General features: G+C 44.7%; 13 protein-coding genes and 1 tRNA gene. 8 read left to right on the forward strand and 6 right to left on the reverse strand.

What is annotated here, in order from left to right; all coding sequences use genetic code 11:
• Positions 1–209: 209 nt before the first annotated feature.
• The 6 genes from purH (at position 210) to rodA (ending at position 7,581) form a co-directional block, all read left to right on the forward strand.
• Positions 210–1,736, forward strand: coding sequence for a bifunctional phosphoribosylaminoimidazolecarboxamide formyltransferase/IMP cyclohydrolase (purH, locus tag HY064_07885; protein MBI3510569.1), 1,527 nt, complete (start codon positions 210–212; stop codon positions 1,734–1,736).
• A gap of 105 nt (positions 1,737–1,841) precedes the next feature.
• Positions 1,842–2,864, forward strand: a complete 1,023-nt coding sequence (locus HY064_07890; protein ID MBI3510570.1) for a rod shape-determining protein — start codon at positions 1,842–1,844, stop codon at positions 2,862–2,864.
• Between the two features lie 145 nt (positions 2,865–3,009).
• The gene (mreC, locus tag HY064_07895) at positions 3,010–3,837 is read left to right on the forward strand and encodes a rod shape-determining protein MreC (GenBank protein MBI3510571.1); all 828 of its coding nucleotides are present in this window, start codon (positions 3,010–3,012) and stop codon (positions 3,835–3,837) included.
• Between the two features lie 2 nt (positions 3,838–3,839).
• Positions 3,840–4,358, forward strand: a complete 519-nt coding sequence (locus tag HY064_07900; protein ID MBI3510572.1) for a rod shape-determining protein MreD — start codon at positions 3,840–3,842, stop codon at positions 4,356–4,358.
• On the forward strand, positions 4,355–6,238 hold the full coding sequence (mrdA, locus tag HY064_07905; GenBank protein MBI3510573.1) for a penicillin-binding protein 2: 1,884 nt from the start codon (positions 4,355–4,357) through the stop codon (positions 6,236–6,238). Before HY064_07900 ends, mrdA begins: the two co-directional genes overlap by 4 nt.
• Positions 6,238–7,581 (forward strand): rod shape-determining protein RodA, encoded by a 1,344-nt coding sequence (rodA, locus tag HY064_07910; GenBank protein MBI3510574.1) that lies wholly within the window; start codon positions 6,238–6,240, stop codon positions 7,579–7,581. The genes mrdA and rodA overlap by 1 nt, the downstream gene beginning before the upstream one ends.
• Before the next feature lie 107 nt (positions 7,582–7,688).
• Here the strand turns inward: rodA and HY064_07915 are convergent, their stop codons facing one another.
• From HY064_07915 to HY064_07935, 5 genes are all read right to left on the reverse strand, one after another.
• Positions 7,689–9,839 carry a SurA N-terminal domain-containing protein gene (locus HY064_07915; protein MBI3510575.1) on the reverse strand — a complete coding sequence of 717 codons (2,151 nt, stop codon included), beginning with the start codon at positions 9,837–9,839 and terminating at the stop codon, positions 7,689–7,691.
• Between the two features lie 111 nt (positions 9,840–9,950).
• The gene (locus tag HY064_07920; GenBank protein ID MBI3510576.1) at positions 9,951–10,172 is read right to left on the reverse strand and encodes a hypothetical protein; all 222 of its coding nucleotides are present in this window, start codon (positions 10,170–10,172) and stop codon (positions 9,951–9,953) included.
• Between the two features lie 18 nt (positions 10,173–10,190).
• Positions 10,191–10,766, reverse strand: coding sequence for an LPS export ABC transporter periplasmic protein LptC (gene lptC / locus HY064_07925; protein ID MBI3510577.1), 576 nt, complete (start codon positions 10,764–10,766; stop codon positions 10,191–10,193).
• A 7-nt stretch (positions 10,767–10,773) separates the two neighbouring features.
• Positions 10,774–12,336 carry a hypothetical protein gene (locus HY064_07930; GenBank protein MBI3510578.1) on the reverse strand — a complete coding sequence of 521 codons (1,563 nt, stop codon included), beginning with the start codon at positions 12,334–12,336 and terminating at the stop codon, positions 10,774–10,776.
• The gene (locus tag HY064_07935) at positions 12,317–13,057 is read right to left on the reverse strand and encodes a type III pantothenate kinase (protein MBI3510579.1); all 741 of its coding nucleotides are present in this window, start codon (positions 13,055–13,057) and stop codon (positions 12,317–12,319) included. The genes HY064_07930 and HY064_07935 overlap by 20 nt, the downstream gene beginning before the upstream one ends.
• Before the next feature lie 103 nt (positions 13,058–13,160).
• Here HY064_07935 and HY064_07940 point away from each other — a divergent pair, with 103 nt between their 5' ends.
• Positions 13,161–14,261: an FAD-dependent monooxygenase gene (locus tag HY064_07940; GenBank protein ID MBI3510580.1), complete on the forward strand. Its 1,101-nt coding sequence runs from the start codon at positions 13,161–13,163 to the stop codon at positions 14,259–14,261.
• Positions 14,262–14,401: 140 nt separating this feature from the next.
• Here HY064_07940 and HY064_07945 read toward each other — a convergent pair.
• Positions 14,402–14,474, reverse strand: a tRNA-Phe gene (locus HY064_07945).
• Between the two features lie 261 nt (positions 14,475–14,735).
• On the opposite strand from HY064_07945, the gene HY064_07950 reads away from it, so the two are divergent.
• Positions 14,736–16,664, forward strand: coding sequence for a tetratricopeptide repeat protein (locus tag HY064_07950; GenBank protein ID MBI3510581.1), 1,929 nt, complete (start codon positions 14,736–14,738; stop codon positions 16,662–16,664).
• Positions 16,665–16,685 lie beyond the last annotated feature (21 nt).

Here is a 16,685-nt window from a genome sequence, read left to right on the forward strand (position 1 = left end):
ACTTGGTGGCTAAAAAAATAAGTACACTTATCCGCTCTGTTCATTCAGGAATAGAAATTGCCATCATCTTTGCCCGGAATATGTCGCCAGCTTCTCCCGGTTTTTCAACATCAAAAAGAATCTTTTCAACAATGAAAAAATTCATTCTGCAGGATGTAGTTCACCATTCAAAATCAAGTACCTTCGAAGCACTTTTTCCGCGACAATTTATGAGCAGTACGAAGAAGATCAAGAACGCACTCATTTCAGTTTATTTCAAAGATCAACTGGAACCCATCATCCGCAAACTGGACGAACTCGGTGTTGGATTATTTTCCACCGGCGGAACGCAGACTTTCATTGAACAACTCGGCGTGAAAGTAACGCCGGTAGAAAAACTCACTTCTTATCCTTCTATTCTCGGTGGCAGAGTGAAAACACTTCACCCGAAAATTTTCGGTGGCATTCTCAGCCGGCGCGAACTTGATTCTGATGTTGCACAACTCGAAGAATATTCCATTCCGGAAATTGATCTGGTCATCGTCGATCTTTATCCGTTCGAACAAACGGTTGCATCGGGAGCGAATGACCAGGACATCATCGAGAAGATCGACATCGGCGGCATCTCGCTCATCCGTGCGGGCGCGAAAAATTTTCACGATGTGCTCATCGTCTCTTCAAGAAATGATTACGCCGATCTGCTTGCACTGCTGAATAAAAATAACGGAAGCACCGAAGCAGAAGACCGGAAAAAATTTGCTGCCCGCGCTTTCGCTGTTTCTTCCAATTACGATTCTGCCATTTTCAACTGGTTCAATCGCGGCGGAGAAATTCCTGCTTTCCGTCATGCTGCGAATGGCGGAAGTTCACTTCGCTACGGGGAGAATCCGCATCAGCAGGGGAAATTTTTCGGCGAACTCACCGCCATGTTCGATCAGCTTGCCGGCAAAGAACTTTCTTACAACAATCTTCTCGACATTGACGCCGCTGTCAACCTCATTGCAGATTTCAGTGAAACAACATTTGCAATTTTAAAACACAACAACGCCTGCGGATGTGCGACGAGAAAAACAGTGATGGAAGCATGGAATGCGGCGCTCGCCGGCGATCCTGTTTCTGCCTTCGGCGGAATCTTAGTTTGCAATCGCCCCATCGATGAGGCCGCTGCTGCTGAGATCACGAAAATATTTTACGAAGTGATCATCGCTCCATCGTACGAGCCGAAAGCACTGGAAATTCTGAAGCAGAAACAAAACCGGATCATTCTCGTACAAAAATCAGTAATCCTGCCTCAGGCGCAATTCCGTTCATTGCTGAATGGAGTCATCACCCAGGACAAAGATCTTCGTACCGAATCTCCCGCGGATATGAAACCTGTAACAAAAGCAGTTCCGTCCGAAAAAGAATTCCGCGATCTTGTTTTCGCAAACAAACTCGTGAAGCACACGAAGTCGAATACCATTGTGCTCGCGAAAGATCTTCAACTGCTCGCCAGCGGAACAGGTCAAACCTCGCGCGTGGATGCGCTCAAGCAGGCGATCGCCAAAACACAACAATTCGGTTTTGAACTCGACGGCGCAGTCATGGCTTCCGACGCATTTTTTCCGTTTCCCGATTGCGTGGAGATCGCAAACGGAGTTGGAATTCGCGCCGTGGTGCAACCCGGCGGATCCATAAAGGATAAAGATTCAATTTCATTCTGTGATCAGCATAACCTTGCTATGGTTTTCACAGGAACAAGACATTTTAAACACTAAAAAAACAAAAAACAAAATCCAAATAACAAAGCATGATGAACTGAAACTGATTTATAGACGGACAGTTTTGGAATTTGTTTTTTGAGATTTGGAATTTTACAAGTTATGGGCATCTTCGATCTCTTCACCCAGGAAATTGCAATTGACCTCGGAACGGCCAATACAATCATCATTCACAACGACAAAGTGGTGGTCGATGAACCGAGCATAGTGGCCATCGATCGTGCGAGCGGAAAAGTGATCGCGGTGGGAAAACTTGCGATGCAGATGCACGGAAAAACGCACGAGAATATTAAAACCATTCGTCCGCTTAAAGACGGTGTGATCGCCGATTTCCACGCGGCAGAACACATGATCCGCGGAATGATCAAGATGATCAATCCCGGAAGAAAACTTTTTTCTCCTTCACTGCGCATGGTCATTTGTATTCCTTCGGGGATCACCGAGGTGGAGAAACGTGCGGTGCGCGATTCTGCAGAACATGCCGGCGCAAAAGAATGTTATCTCATTCACGAACCGATGGCTGCTGCGATCGGTATCGGTATCGATGTAGAAGAACCGATGGGAAACATGATCATCGATATCGGTGGCGGAACTTCTGAAATTGCGGTCATTGCACTCGGCGGAATTGTGTGCGATAAATCTATCCGCATTGCCGGCGATGAATTCACCGGAAGCATTGAAGAATATATGCGTCGTCAGCATAACATTCTCATTGGTGAACGCACCGCGGAAAGAATAAAGATCGAAGTGGGCGCTGCAATGGCGGAAATAGAAAATCCTCCGCCCGATTTTCCGGTGCACGGCCGCGATCTCATGACCGGAATCCCGAAAGAAATTTATGTATCGTACGTTGAGATCGCACACGCGCTCGATAAATCCATTTCAAAAATTGAAGAAGCTATTCTCAATGCGCTCGAGATGACGCCTCCTGAATTGTCGGCCGACATTTACCGTACAGGAATTTATCTTGCCGGCGGCGGATCGCTCCTTCGCGGACTCGACAAAAGAATTTCGCTCAAAACAAAATTACCGGTTCACGTTGCAGAAGATCCGCTTCGTGCGGTGGCGCGCGGAACCGGCATTGCACTCAAGAACATCGACAAGTTCCCGTTCCTGATCAAATAGAAAAATGAAAAAATAAATTACTGTAAACGATCGCATTCATTTCATAAGAAATCTCAAAACCCAAACTCCAATGCAGAACAAAAGCAAAATGGAATATCCGGGATTGTTTTTTGAGATTTTTTCTTTTTAAAATTTTTCACGGAAGATGCGCAACCTTTTCGTTTTTTTAGTCAGGCATTATTTTTTTCTCCTCTTTTTATTTCTTGAAGTTCTTTCAATTTATTTTCTTGTGCAGAAAAATTATTTCCAGCATGCGAGCGCTGTTTCTTCCGCCAATGCGTTCACAGGTTCTTTGTTCCGGATGAAAAACGGGATAATGCAATACCTCGACCTGAAAGATCAGAATCATCTGCTTGCGGAAAAACTTGCGTTGGAATTCGACCGCGACAGTTCCTCGTGGCTGATGTACACCAATCGCACTACGCCGGTCAATGATACTTTTTATAAGCAGCGTTACGAATTCCTCTATGCAGAAGTGATCGACAACACGGTGACGGAAAGAAATAATTATCTCGTGCTCGACCGTGGGCGATTGCAGGGCGTAGAAAAAGATATGGGCGTAGTTTGCAGTAATGGTGTTGTTGGAATTGTGCGCGAGGTGTCCGATAATTTTTGCGTGGTAATGTCGGTGCTTCATAAAGATTCACGCATCAGCGCGAGTGTGAAACGCGACGGAACTTTCGGGCAACTCAGTTGGGACGGATTCGATTACACCAGAGCAACGCTCACCGATCTGCCTGTGCATTCGAAGATCGCTGTTGGTGATACGCTCATCACGAGCGGGCTCGGCGATGCGTTCCCGGAAGGAATTCCTGTTGGAATTGTCCGGAAATATGAAAAGAAAGCCGGCGATAAAACGTATACAGTAGATGTACGCCTTTCAACAGATTTCAGGAAGGTGCGGCATGTTTTCATTGTTAAAAGCCTGGTGCGGGATGAATTGAACGACCTGGAAAAAAAGATCGATAAATAAAAATGGCCAACGAAACAGGCAAACATATCATCCGTTTTTTGCTGCTCATTCTCGGGCAGGGACTCATCCTGAAACATGTGGAGCCCGGATTTTATATCATTCCATTCCTCTACATTTTATTCATCATGCAATTGCCTTTTGAAACCCCACCGTGGGCGGTACTTGTCATTGCGTTCTTCACCGGATTCTGTGTCGATCTTTTTTATGATACACTGGGTATGCACATGGCTGCATGTACTTTCATCGGATGGTTCCGCCCGTCCATTCTGCGTTTCATGGCACCGCGCGACGGTTACGAATTTGCAAGCCGTCCTACTATGCAGGACATGGGACGCGCGTGGTTCATCACTTATGCATCCATCATCATTGTCATTCATCACTTTCTTCTTTTTTATCTCGAGATGTTTTCACTTCACCAGTTCTTCTTCACATTACTCCGGGTCATCATCAGTTCTGCATCCACATTGTTGCTCGTGATCGTCACGCAATTTCTTATGTATCGACCGAAACAAACGGCATGAATCCCTCTGTGCGCAGATATATCATTATCGGTTTTGCAGTGCTCGCTGCGATCCTGTACATCATTCGTCTTTTTTATATCCAGGTAGTTGAAGACAAATACAAATTGGATGCGCAGAACCAGGCATTTCTTTATGTAACAGATTATCCGCCGCGTGGCGCGATCTACGACCGCAATGGAAAAATTCTTGTTTACAATCAGGTTGCTTACGACCTGATGGTGGTGCCGCGTGATATGAAAGATTGCGACACCATCGAACTCTGTAAAATTTTAAATATCACGAAAGATGAATTCGGCGACCGGCTCGTTCATCTCTGCGGAAGTCTCGATAATGCTTCGAAAGATTATCGCAGTTATATTTTCGAAAGCCAGATGTTGCCTGAACTGAATGCGCGCATCCAGGAACGATTGTATGAATTCAAAGGATTTTATGTGCAGTCGCGTACCGTGCGCAAGTACACGTACACGATAGCTGCGCACCTGCTCGGGTATGTGAATGAAGTGAGCGATAAAATTGTGAAAGATGATACTACAGGTTTTTATCAGCCAGGCGATTATATAGGCGCAAGCGGAATAGAAAAATCCTATGAAAAATACCTGCGCGGAAAAAAAGGAGTGCAAATAAAAATGCGCGATGTGCACAACAATATCAAAGGAAGTTTCAAAGACGGAAAATATGATACTGCCGCTGTTCCCGGATTAAGTCTTACGGCTACACTTGATGCCGATCTGCAGGCGTACGGAGAACAACTCATGCAGAATAAGATCGGTGGAATTGCAGCGATCGATCCTTCTACCGGGGAAATTCTTGCACTCATTACCAGTCCAACGTATGATCCGAATCTTCTTGTTGGCCGTGATCTCCGGAAAAATTATTCACTGCTTTCAGGCGATACAGCCGGAAATCCATTGTACAATCGCGCATTGCAGGCGATGTATCCGCCGGGATCAACTTTTAAATTAATGAACTCACTCATTGCGCAACAGGAAGGTGTGCTCACTGCCGATACGCGTTACCCGTGCGCAGGAGGATATCCTCCGCTGGGCGGGCATCCGAAATGCGAGCATCATCCTTCTCCGCTTGATCTTACCGGCGCCATTCAGTATTCCTGCAATTCTTATTTTTCTTATGTGTTTCATTCCATTGTTGCCAATAGAAAATACAAACATGATCGCGATGGTTTTGATGCGTGGAGAAATTATGTGCTGAGTTTTGGTGTGGGGAAAAAAATGGGAACTGATCTTCCGTTTGAGTTGAAAGGAAATGTTCCCACTTCGCAGGATTACGATAAAGTTTTCGGAAAAGGAAGCTGGAACGCCAGCACGGTTACCGGTGTTGGTCTCGGCATTGGCCAGGGAGAATTACTGGTGACTCCTTTACAGATGTGTAATATCATTTGCAGCATAGCCAACCGTGGATTTTATTACGTGCCGCATGTCATAAAAAATATTGGCGATGGAGAAAATAAAATTGTTCTGCCGCAGTGGTCCGTAAAAAATTACACGATGGTCACCGACACGAATTATTACAACATCGTGATCAATGCAATGAACGAAGTGGTGAAAGCGGGAACAGCAAGAGCTTCATACATTCCCGGTATCGATCTGTGCGGTAAAACAGGAACAGCGCAGAATCCTCATGGTAAAGATCACTCGGTGTTTGTTTGTTTTGCTCCGCGCGAGCATCCGAAAATAGCTGTAGCTGTTCTCGTTGAGAATGCGGGTTGGGGTGCGCAATGGGCTGCACCGATCGCGAGTCTGCTCGTAGAAAAATACCTCACCGGAAAAATTTCGCGTCCTGAAATTGAAAAGCGCATGCTCGATGGAGATCTCATTCATGCCGCGCCCGATCCGAAAGAACAAAAACATGCTGCAAACTGATGCGGGAAAAAAGCGAAAGTCTTTTTTACAACATCGACTGGCTAACGGTCATGATCTTTCTTGCGCTGGTGGTAATGGGTTACATGAATATTTATTCGGCAGATTACGTCCAGGGGAAAAATAATATTTTTGATTTCAGCCGCCACGAAAGCAAACAACTTGCTTTCGGAATTGCAGCCATCATTCTTGCGTTTTCCATCATCATCATCGACGCCAGTTTTTTTACGGCAACAGCTTTCATTCTTTACGGCACTATTTTATTCTTCAATGTCGTTGTGCGTTTTCTCGGGAGCGATGTGCACGGAAGTCATTCCTGGTTCAAGTTCGGCGGATTCAGTTTGCAGCCGGCCGAATTTGCAAAGTGGGCGACGCTGCTTGCACTTGCAAAATATATGAGTGGCGTAAAAGGCGGCGACTGGAAAGTGCGTATGCTTTACCCGATGCTCATCATTCTCGCACCGGTATTCATCATGATCGTAATTCAGAATGAAACAGGGTGCGCGCTGGTGTTCGCCGGATTTATTTTTGTGATGTACCGCGAAGGGATGATCCCCGGCTATCTCATTGTTCTTGGTATGGTGTTCGCTGCCATGTTCATTGTGGGAATAAAATATCCCGGTACCATCGTTGAGTTGACGAAAACAAAACCGCCGAAGATCGCTCACGTTTTTTTCCAGGCAAAGACAATTCTTATTCCGCTGATCATTCTTGCTGCGGCCGGCATCACTCGTTTACTTTTTATCCGAAGAACTTTTAAGCAAATTCTTCTTTCCGGAATTCTTGTTGCAGTTTTTACCGGAACTTATGTTGCTGCTCCTGTAGTTCTCGAAAAACTTCCGGAGCACATGAACGGGAGAATAAAATGCTGGCTCGGTTTAAAAGTGCCGCAAGCTGTGCACGACAAATACGGTTACAATTCCGATCAGGCGATGATAGCGATCGGTTCGGGAGGAATGTGGGGTAAAGGGTATTTGCAGGGAACACAAACGAAATTCAAATTTGTTCCCGAGCAGGAAACTGATTTTATTTTCTGCACAGTAGGCGAGGAGTGGGGATTTGCCGGGACAACTTTTATTATCCTGTTTTATTTATTTCTCATTGCTCGTTTGCTGCGAATGGCAGAGCGGCAACGATCGGACTTTACCAGAATTTACGGTTACGGAGTTGCCGCTGTTTTTTTTATTCACCTCATTGTGAATGTGGGAATGGCGATCGGTTTATTGCCTGTGATCGGAATTCCATTGCCGTTCTTTTCCTACGGCGGAAGTTCGCTCATCAGTTTCACGATTTTACTTTTCATTTTTGTGAAACTCGACTCGCAACGGCTGTTGATATTGAGGTAGAATGGAGTGATAAAAAAAAGCTCCCCATTTCTGAAGAGCATTTCTTTTATTTATTGGCACTCATTTCGATTCGAATATTCGTCCCCTGCGCGCATCAGGTGTGTTGGCTAAAAATGTTTCGCACGATTGTCAATGATCTCTGCCGCTTCATTGAGAATATCGGAAGAAGACGCATCGGCTCTTTGCGAATACGTTTGAATGAGTTTTGTTTTTTCTGCCGCAAGATCTTTCATCGGTTCGGGTTTCGTTACCGATTCGAGCAGTACCACATAAACACCGATCGTTCCTTTTATCGTCATCGAAAGTTCACCGGGTTTCATTCCGGCAATTGTTCCGAGTACCGGTGGTTCGAATCCTGCGCCTTGAATGTAAGGTTGAGCGAGCGTGAGGCCGGTTCCGTTCATGGGTGTAAGTTTTGCATTCGTCGCCCACTGATCGAGTGAATTTGCTTTTACTTTATTCAACTGGTCGGTAAACATTTTCGCTTTTTTATCTTTGATCACTTCCGGTTCGCAGATGTCGCGCACATCTTCAAAAGGTTTCACTCCTTTGTTGATGATCTTGGTGAGATGACAAACCACGTAACGGTCGCCACTCTGGAATGGAGAAGAAACACTTCCCACTTCTGTTTTTTCATCGAACATCCAGCGGATGATCTCTTTCGGATTGTCGAGCGTGGTATTCGCAATTGTTTTATCATTCAGTTTCACATCGGTCGCTTTACTCACCACCTTATTATCTTTTTGAATTGTTTGCGTAAAAAGATCGCCGGTATTATTTCTTCCTGCGAATTCGAGCGCTTTGTTGTACACATCACGGATCGTATTATCGGAAGGAACAATTTTTTTACTGATCGTAACCACTTCCACTTTCGAACTGCTTTTCTTATCCACTACCTGGATCACGTGATAACCATAATCGGATTCCACGATCACTACATCACCGACATTATTATCGTAACCGGCGCTGATGAATTGCGGAATGAACGGACTGCTTTTATTCAGCCATCCGTAATCTCCTTTGTTTCCCTGCTTTGCACCCGGATCATCGGACAATTGCTCTACGATATCTTCCATTTTTTTCTTGCCGGCTTTCACCACTTTCAGAATTGAATCGGCGCGCATTTTTGCTTTTTCTTTCGTGCGGATAATAGTAGGCGCCGCTTTCGCAGCTCCTTTGTAGGCGACGAGAATGTGACGAACTCTTATTGAATCGATGCCGGTGGAATCCCTGAATTTTTTAAACACTTCAATATTTCCACCATCCTGAAAAGGGCCGAGCACATCACCGGAAGCTGCTTTCAGAAAAGCGCTGTCTGAACCTGCAGGAAATTGTCCGGGGTGAAGGAATTTTTTTTCATAAACGCCATTGTCATCGTGTGCTTCAACGAATTCCGAATCTGCAACGCCGGTTTTTTCTTTGAAATCGGAAGCAACTGTTTCCATGTTTTTGCGTTCCGTAGCAATATCATCGGCAGAAGCAAAAACATCGAACGGAAGAAATTCCATATCGCGCGTGTCGTCGTGTTGTTTGAATTTGTACTGGTGCGAATTGTAATAATCTTTCAGTTCCGCATCACTGGGTTTGATGAGTGAATCGGGAACGTCGGCATATTTTTTTACAATGAATTTGAAATTGTATTTCGTGTTTTCGTCCGCGTATTCGTGATTGGCTTCTGAAGTGGTCACATAAAATCCTTTTCGCAGAAGGGTATTGTATTTTTCAAGAAGGAGATATTTTGAAATTTCCTGTTCTTCCATTGCCCAGCCGCTTTCCTGTTCTGCCGGAAGTTGTTTTACATAACCACTCACAGCAGCGCCGCTCAGTTGTCCGTCTGGCCCCTGGTATTGCTGGAAAATTTTTCCTGACTGATCGGAGAAATAACGATTAAGATAAGGAGTAGGATGCGGGCCATACAGTTGTTCAGAAAGTTCATCGATCGTAACGCTGATACCGAGTTTATCATACTGCGGTCCGTAAACATATTTATTTACGAGTTCCTGCCAGATCCCGTCTGAAAGTTGTGCCTGCTCTGATTCAGAAAGACTTTTTCCATTGGAAATTTCATCCATACGCGTACGGAATTCTCCGAGGGAAACCGTGTGGCCGCCGATCTCTCCAACATCATTCGATCCGGCGCCGCCGAAAATGCCGCGCTGCGAATTGAAAAGATCAGTTAAAACGAAAGCTAAAAGTGCGAGGAAGATGATGCCTACCAAGAGGCCTACCCGACTGCGGATGCGTGCTAAAATTGACATGGAAATTGACGTTTATTATAATGGGGCACGAATATACGATTAATGGCCAAAAACACGAAGAGGGAAAGGGGAATTATAGAGTGAAAAAACTGTATTTAAAAGGCACTCTCCTCAGGAAATATCATTTTTGCGATTCTCTTTTTCATCGGCGCGCTGGAGGATGCGGTTGAATCTTCTTCTCATCAGGTACATTACTATGGCGAATGAACTTACGAGCGATGCAAATCCACCGTCTTCATTCGCACCAATGACAAAAAGATAAATGGTGATGCCCACGCACATGACCGCCATGGTGAGCCACACATATTCAGTAAGACGGAGATATTTACGCATGCAGCAAAATTATTGTTTTTATTTCGGCCCGGCGTGTGTCGTGTCATCCCGGAGCAGGTATTCCCCGGTAGGATTAGTGATCACATAGTGATTGAACATTTCATCAGCTTCCATTCCATCGCCCCAGGTTACCTGGTCGGCAGTGGTGATCGTCACAAATGATTTGGTATAAATTTTCCTGCTTTTTCCATCCCACGTCAATTTATCTGTAGTGAGTTTGTCTCCTTTCGAATTCACGACCACCACATTTTTATTCGCCTCCATCATGTTGTCGCGTTCAATGCGCGTCGCATTTTCAGAAGTGAGATAAGTGCTCACTTTTCCGCTGTCATCAAAAAAATCAACACGTACTCCTTTCGACATTTCCGTATGTGGTTTTCCACCCTGGAACTCATCAACCTGTCCGGCGGTGAGATGAACTTTCATTTTTGCAGAATCGGAATAAAAAAGATCTACGTTGTGCGCAGTTTGCGTGGGAAGTGAAAGATTCTGCGTGTAATTGTGAACAGTAGCGGGATCATTTTCACAACTGCAGAAGAGCAGGAAAAATGTTCCTGAAAAAATTGCGGCTGCAGATCTCAGGAAAGCTCTCATGAAAGAATCAATCGTATTTGATCCGGTTGAACCACCGGTCATTGATCGTAACGCCGAATGTGACGCGGAAGAAATTTTCTTTGATCAGTTGATTATTTGTTGTGCCGCGCATTCCGTATTCGAAATTAATGGTTCCGCGCGTTACAGGTTCACCCACGCGCGTGCGATAAGGAACCGGGAATGAAAGGCTGAGATTTACAGAAGTTTCTGTAAGTTGAATTCCATGAATTTCAAGACTGGTGATGTAATATCTTGCGCCAAGCCGATACTGAATAGCGGTCAGATAATTTCCCCGCCCGATCTGCCGCGGTTGATATTGAAATCCTGCGGTGATGCGGGTAGAATTTTTCAAACCGGCATTCACACCCAAAATTGTTGACTGGCTCCAGAGCTGCGTCATGTAATCGGCCTGAAATGCCCACTTATAATCTTTTTTCAATTCGAATCCAACTCCGCCCATGAGCGGAAGCACAACACGCGATGGAATGCCCTGTTCAGAAATGACCGTATCGCGAAATTGTTCGAGCGTACCTATCTGTTTGTAGGTTTGCGCAAGAAGATCGTAAGAAACATTCAGCGGGGTAGATGGAGCGAACACGAGTCCCATTGACAGGCGCACTCCCGGCTGGTGAATGAAAAGTTTTTCGTGGATAATGTCGCTTCTTCTTTTGTATTCGAAATAATTATGAAAGAAATTTGTTTTTGTCACCAGCGTATCATTCAGTGATTGATAAAGCGGATTGAGGGTGAATGGCAAACGGAAAGAATACTGAACTCCATAGGTGAGATAAAGATCGTGGAAAAGCATTCGCTTGGTGATCTTCGTATTGAACGTGTACATCGAATCGGGAAAAACATCGCGTCGTACATTATTGATTGTTCCGAACATGAAAGAAGAATTCACACCGATCGAAATATTTCCCAGCGCATTTTTACATTTCAGTTTTTTACGGATGAGTGTTGTGTCGTAATCATGAACAGCGGTCGCATATTCATCCGAGAGAAGATAGTGTCGCGATAATCCTGCGAAAGGCCGAAATGCATTCACCAGAAAAAGTTGGTTTACCCCGCCCGATCCTTCGTATTTGTAAGTGACCGGACCTATTCCCACAATGGAATCGGGACTGTTCACATTATAGCCGACGTTACTGTAAGGCATGAGTCCGAATCCGGCACCCCACCATTTTTTAACCGGAAAAGCGAGCGCCACACTTCCGAGAGAAGTTCTGTTGAAAGTAGTTTTCGCTGAGTTCGATTGCATCATCACTGTATTACTGTTGAGCGTGATCTCGTACGCAATAAGCGGATGCGACGTGAAGGATGCAGGATTTTCAAGATTGATGTATTGCGGGATGAGCGAATCATTTCTCATTCCTATTCCGCCGCCGCCCATCCCGGAATTAAAAAGTGTTCCGTTTGCATTGAGATCACCAATGCCATAATGCGAATAAGGAGAAACCGTGGTGAGAACAGCAGGATTCGTTTGTGCATCCGAAATGAAGGGTAGTGCAATAACACAACCTGCCGCGAGGAAGAAGTTCCTTGAAATTCTAAAGCAGGTTTTTTTCATCATGGAAATCAAGAATGGCATGCATCCCTTCAAAAACGAGATTCGGGCGTGCAAAGATGCCATTTTTCAGGGCTTCTGCCAAAAGCGGGGAATCTCCTCCACCAATAACTACCTGCAGCCCGGGAAATGTTTTTTCATATTCGAGGATCATTCCTTTTACCTCGGCAACAGTTCCGTTGATCACACCGGAACGCAGTGAAGTAACGGTATCTTTCCCTATGAGCGGATGTTCGCCCTGAGGATCTATCATCGGAAGTTTTTCGGTGAAATGATGCATGGCTTTCGCACGCATGTGTATGCCGGGCGTGATTGCGCCCCCGAGAAAAGTGTTGTTTTTGTCAATGAGATTGTAGGTGATGCAGGTTCCCGCCATTATTGCCAAGACGTTCGATCCGTGGAAAAGTTGCCAGCCGCCAATAGCCGCCGCGATCCGGTCATAACCGAGCGATTCTTTTGAACTATAATTATTTTTCACCGGTAATGCGGTGTTCTCACCGAGCATGACCACGGGAAAAAATTTCCGCAGTTCATCAGCAAGTTCATGCGGTACATTCACCACCGAACCGATAATCGCCGAATGGACTTCCACAGTTTTAACGAAGTTTAATATTTCTGCAACGGTCGGTGAAGGAAGAATGTCGTGACGCATGATCTTTTTGTCATCTATGAGCATCGCCTTGAAAGACGTATTTCCGAGATCGAGCAGGAGTTGCGCAGGCATAATGACAAATTTACGAGCTAATTGAACGGGAAAAACAAGAATTGCATCCTGCAACGTCAGCCGGCGAAGACAAAATATTGATAATTTTCCATTGAAAATAAAAATGAAGGATCCGAAAAAAGAAGAAATTCTCATTGCGGGAGCCGGGCCATCGGGACTTGCAGCCGCTCTGTTTTTATCGGAGTATGGATTCCATCCTTCGGTGATCGATCAGCGGAGCGATTATGTTCCGTATTCAAAAGCGTTCGGAGTGAATCCGAATACGCTGAAATTGCTGGAACGTTCAGGCGTTACAAAAAAATTTCTTGCCAATGGAAGAAAGGTTACGAAGTTCAATCTTTGGCGCGCGCGGGATCTAAAAAAAATACTGAGCAATGACCTGGGTAAAGCGGATCATGAATTCCCGTTCATGCTTGTTCAGTCACAATCGGATTCTGAAAATATTCTGCGCGAAGAGATCAGCAGGAGAAATATCATTGTGGAAAGAGGTATTTCTCTCGAAGATCTTCATGTGGAAGGAAATAATATTTCTATTCAAATTAAAAATTCTTCCGGTTCCATTGAAAATCGTTTAGTGGATCATCTCGTGGGTGCGGATGGCGCGCACAGTGTTGCGAGAAAAAAATCAGGAATAGATTTCGGTGGATTCAAATATGATGAGGTATGGGAATTGTATGACCTGGAAATGGAGGTTCCGTTCAGCGCAGACGAGGCGCATATTCTTCTGAGCCCGGAGGGAAGTATTTTCATGGTCCGCATTAAAGAAAAAATTTGGCGCATCGTGGGAAGCAAAAAAAATATTCTTGAAGATATGCCCAAAGGAATTTCAAAAGGAAAGATCACTTGGAATTCTGAATTCAGGATCAATCAGAGGATGGCTTCTTCATTGCAGAAAAATAATGTAACGCTCATCGGCGATGCGGCGCACGTTCATTCTCCATTGGGCGGCAGGGGAATGAATCTCGGAATTGAAGATGCTTTTACGTACGCACAATTGATGAGCCAAAACAGGATCGGCAGTTACGAAGCGATGAGAAAACCGTACATAAAAAAAACAGTACGTAAAATAAATTTTCTGACGAACGTGATCTCAGGAAAAAATTTTGTTCCGCGTGTGTGCCGGAGCATCCTTCCTATTCTCAGTTTCGCATCTCCGCCTTTCATGCCGGCCGCCAGAAAATTTTTGCTGGGACTTGATAAATAAAAAATCCGGAAGACTCCGGATTCTATTTAGTGGTTCGGGGCCCATCGGCTTCGCTCTAGATCAACTCCATTGAACCGCCGACACAATTGAAATTATAAAAAAATAAATAAAAAATCCGGAAGACTCCGGATTCTATTTTGTGGTTCGGGGCGGAATTGAACCGCCGACACACAGATTTTCAGTCTGTTGCTCTACCAACTGAGCTACCGAACCAATAAGTAATGAACTCTATTTTTTTTCAGTCTGTTGCTCGGACCCTGTCCCGAATTTCATTCGGGAAACTCTACCGAACCTATTCTTGGGCGGCAAATCTATTGATTATTTGCAAAGCGGCAAAATCCTGAATGAAAACCGCTATCAGTATCACTACTTTTAATTGTCGGAATAATAATAATTATCTTGTAAGGACTTATGCAGATCGGCAGGTGGAATTATCTTTTTCCGTTGTTCATGATGCTATGCGTTTCATTTCGGGTGAACGCGCAGAACGATCAAATCGATTCTTTGCTGAAAGTTTTACAAACCCAGGAAGAAAGCGATACCAATAAAGTGATCACGCTTTATAAATTATGTGCAAAGTATATTAACAGCGATACGAAGAAAGCGATCGAATACGGAAACAAGGCGAAAGATCTCGGTGAAAAACTGAATTTCAAAAGAGGAGTTGCGTCGGCGCTGAATAATCTGGGAATTGTTTATGAGAATGAGGGCGATTATGAAAAAGCAGCCGATTGTTATCTGCGCTCGATCCGCATCAAGGAAGAAACAAAAAATATGCATGGGCTTGCTGCGACTTACAGTAACCTGGGCGAAGTTTTCGACGTGGAGAATAATTACGAGAAGGCAAGTTATTATTATAATAAATCGTTGCAGATCGCCATCAGTATTAAAGACACGCAATCGATCATGAACTGTTATCTCAATACCGGTGTTATCGAAAGTGAAAAAAATAATGATGAGAATGCAGTTACTTATTTTCAGAAATGCCTCCATCTTGCTTTTCTCGCCGGCGATTCTTCAAGTCTCGCCGATGCGTACAGCAACATCGGTGTGGTGCGCCAGGACCAGAACATACTGGATTCAGCAGAATATTATTACGCATTGGCAACCATTGTAAGGCAAAGAACCGGTGATCAGATGGGGCTGATGAATTCCTACAATAATCTCGGGAGCGTGAATGTTACCAGGAAGAATTATCGGGAGGGTGAACGCTGGTATAAAATGAGTATCAGTATCCAGGATAAAATTCCATCACTGGAAGGATTGCAGTCGAGTTACCACGGGCTTGCTACACTCTATGATTCACTCCGGGATTTTCAAAATGCAAAAACATATTACCTGAAATACATGACCGTACACGATTCGCTTTACAGCATGAGGTCGGTGAAAGAAGTAAATGCGATGGAACTGAAATACGAGGAGGAAAAAAAAGAAAAAGAAGATGAAGCGAAAGCACGCGAGAACAAAATAAAATCTGATGCGGAGGCGCGCGAGCAGCGCAACCTCATGTATTTTCTGATCATACTTATTCTGGTTGCATCCGGTTTTTCTTTTTTTCTTTTTAATCGCTTCCGTTTTATTCGCCGCCAGAAAGGCGTGATCGAAACGAAGAATAAAGAGATCATCGATAGTATCAATTACGCGAAACGTTTGCAGGAAGCAATTCTTCCTCCTGCAAAAATGGTGGACGAAATTTTTCCGCAGAATTTTATTTTCTATCGCCCGAAGGATATTGTTGCCGGCGATTTTTACTGGATGATGGAGAATGGGAATGATCTTTTTGTTGCAGTTGCAGATTGCACGGGACACGGCGTGCCGGGTGCGATGGTGAGTTTCGTCTGTTCGAATGCGCTTGATCGTGCAGTGAAGGAATTCGAATTGAAAGATCCCGGAAAAATTCTTGATAAGGTTACGGAACTGCTGCTCGACACTTTCCGGAAAAGCGAACAGGAAGTGAAAGACGGAATGGACATTTCACTTTGTCATCTGAACAGAGACAACATGAATATTTCTTTTTCAGGTGCGCACAATTCTCTGTGGATCGTTCGCAGCGGAAATCTCATTTCCCTCGATGCCGATAATCAGCCCGTCGGGAAATACGATCATGCAAAACCATTCACGACGCATCATTTTACACTTGAAAAAAATGACGTGCTCTATTTCGGAACGGATGGATACGCCGACCAGTTCGGTGGTGATAAAGCCCGCCTGGCCGATAAAAATAAATCCGGCTCATTCGGGCAGGGAAAAAAATTCAAGACCGCCAATATCCGTAATCTGCTCGTTGCAAATGCCGGCCGCCCGATGAAAGAACAATACGATGTGCTGGAAAAAACATTTGACCGCTGGAAAGGAAATCTTGAGCAGGTGGATGACGTGTGCGTGATGGGAATTCGCATTTAAAAAAACGTCAGCTTCAATGAA

The organism is Bacteroidota bacterium (assembly GCA_016194975.1).
GTDB lineage: Bacteria > Bacteroidota > Bacteroidia > Palsa-965 > Palsa-965.

What these genes read in the sequence shown, in the direction of transcription:
- purH (MBI3510569.1), top strand. Translation starts at nt 210, where the DNA reads ATGAGCAGTACGAAGAAGATCAAGAACGCACTCATTTCAGTTTATTTC.
- HY064_07890 (MBI3510570.1), top strand. Translation starts at nt 1,842, where the DNA reads ATGGGCATCTTCGATCTCTTCACCCAGGAAATTGCAATTGACCTCGGA.
- mreC (MBI3510571.1), top strand. Translation starts at nt 3,010, where the DNA reads ATGCGCAACCTTTTCGTTTTTTTAGTCAGGCATTATTTTTTTCTCCTC.
- HY064_07900 (MBI3510572.1), top strand. Translation starts at nt 3,840, where the DNA reads ATGGCCAACGAAACAGGCAAACATATCATCCGTTTTTTGCTGCTCATT.
- mrdA (MBI3510573.1), top strand. Translation starts at nt 4,355, where the DNA reads ATGAATCCCTCTGTGCGCAGATATATCATTATCGGTTTTGCAGTGCTC.
- rodA (MBI3510574.1), top strand. Translation starts at nt 6,238, where the DNA reads ATGCGGGAAAAAAGCGAAAGTCTTTTTTACAACATCGACTGGCTAACG.
- HY064_07915 (MBI3510575.1), bottom strand. Translation starts at nt 9,839, where the DNA reads ATGTCAATTTTAGCACGCATCCGCAGTCGGGTAGGCCTCTTGGTAGGC.
- HY064_07920 (MBI3510576.1), bottom strand. Translation starts at nt 10,172, where the DNA reads ATGCGTAAATATCTCCGTCTTACTGAATATGTGTGGCTCACCATGGCG.
- lptC (MBI3510577.1), bottom strand. Translation starts at nt 10,766, where the DNA reads ATGAGAGCTTTCCTGAGATCTGCAGCCGCAATTTTTTCAGGAACATTT.
- HY064_07930 (MBI3510578.1), bottom strand. Translation starts at nt 12,336, where the DNA reads ATGAAAAAAACCTGCTTTAGAATTTCAAGGAACTTCTTCCTCGCGGCA.
- HY064_07935 (MBI3510579.1), bottom strand. Translation starts at nt 13,057, where the DNA reads ATGCCTGCGCAACTCCTGCTCGATCTCGGAAATACGTCTTTCAAGGCG.
- HY064_07940 (MBI3510580.1), top strand. Translation starts at nt 13,161, where the DNA reads ATGAAGGATCCGAAAAAAGAAGAAATTCTCATTGCGGGAGCCGGGCCA.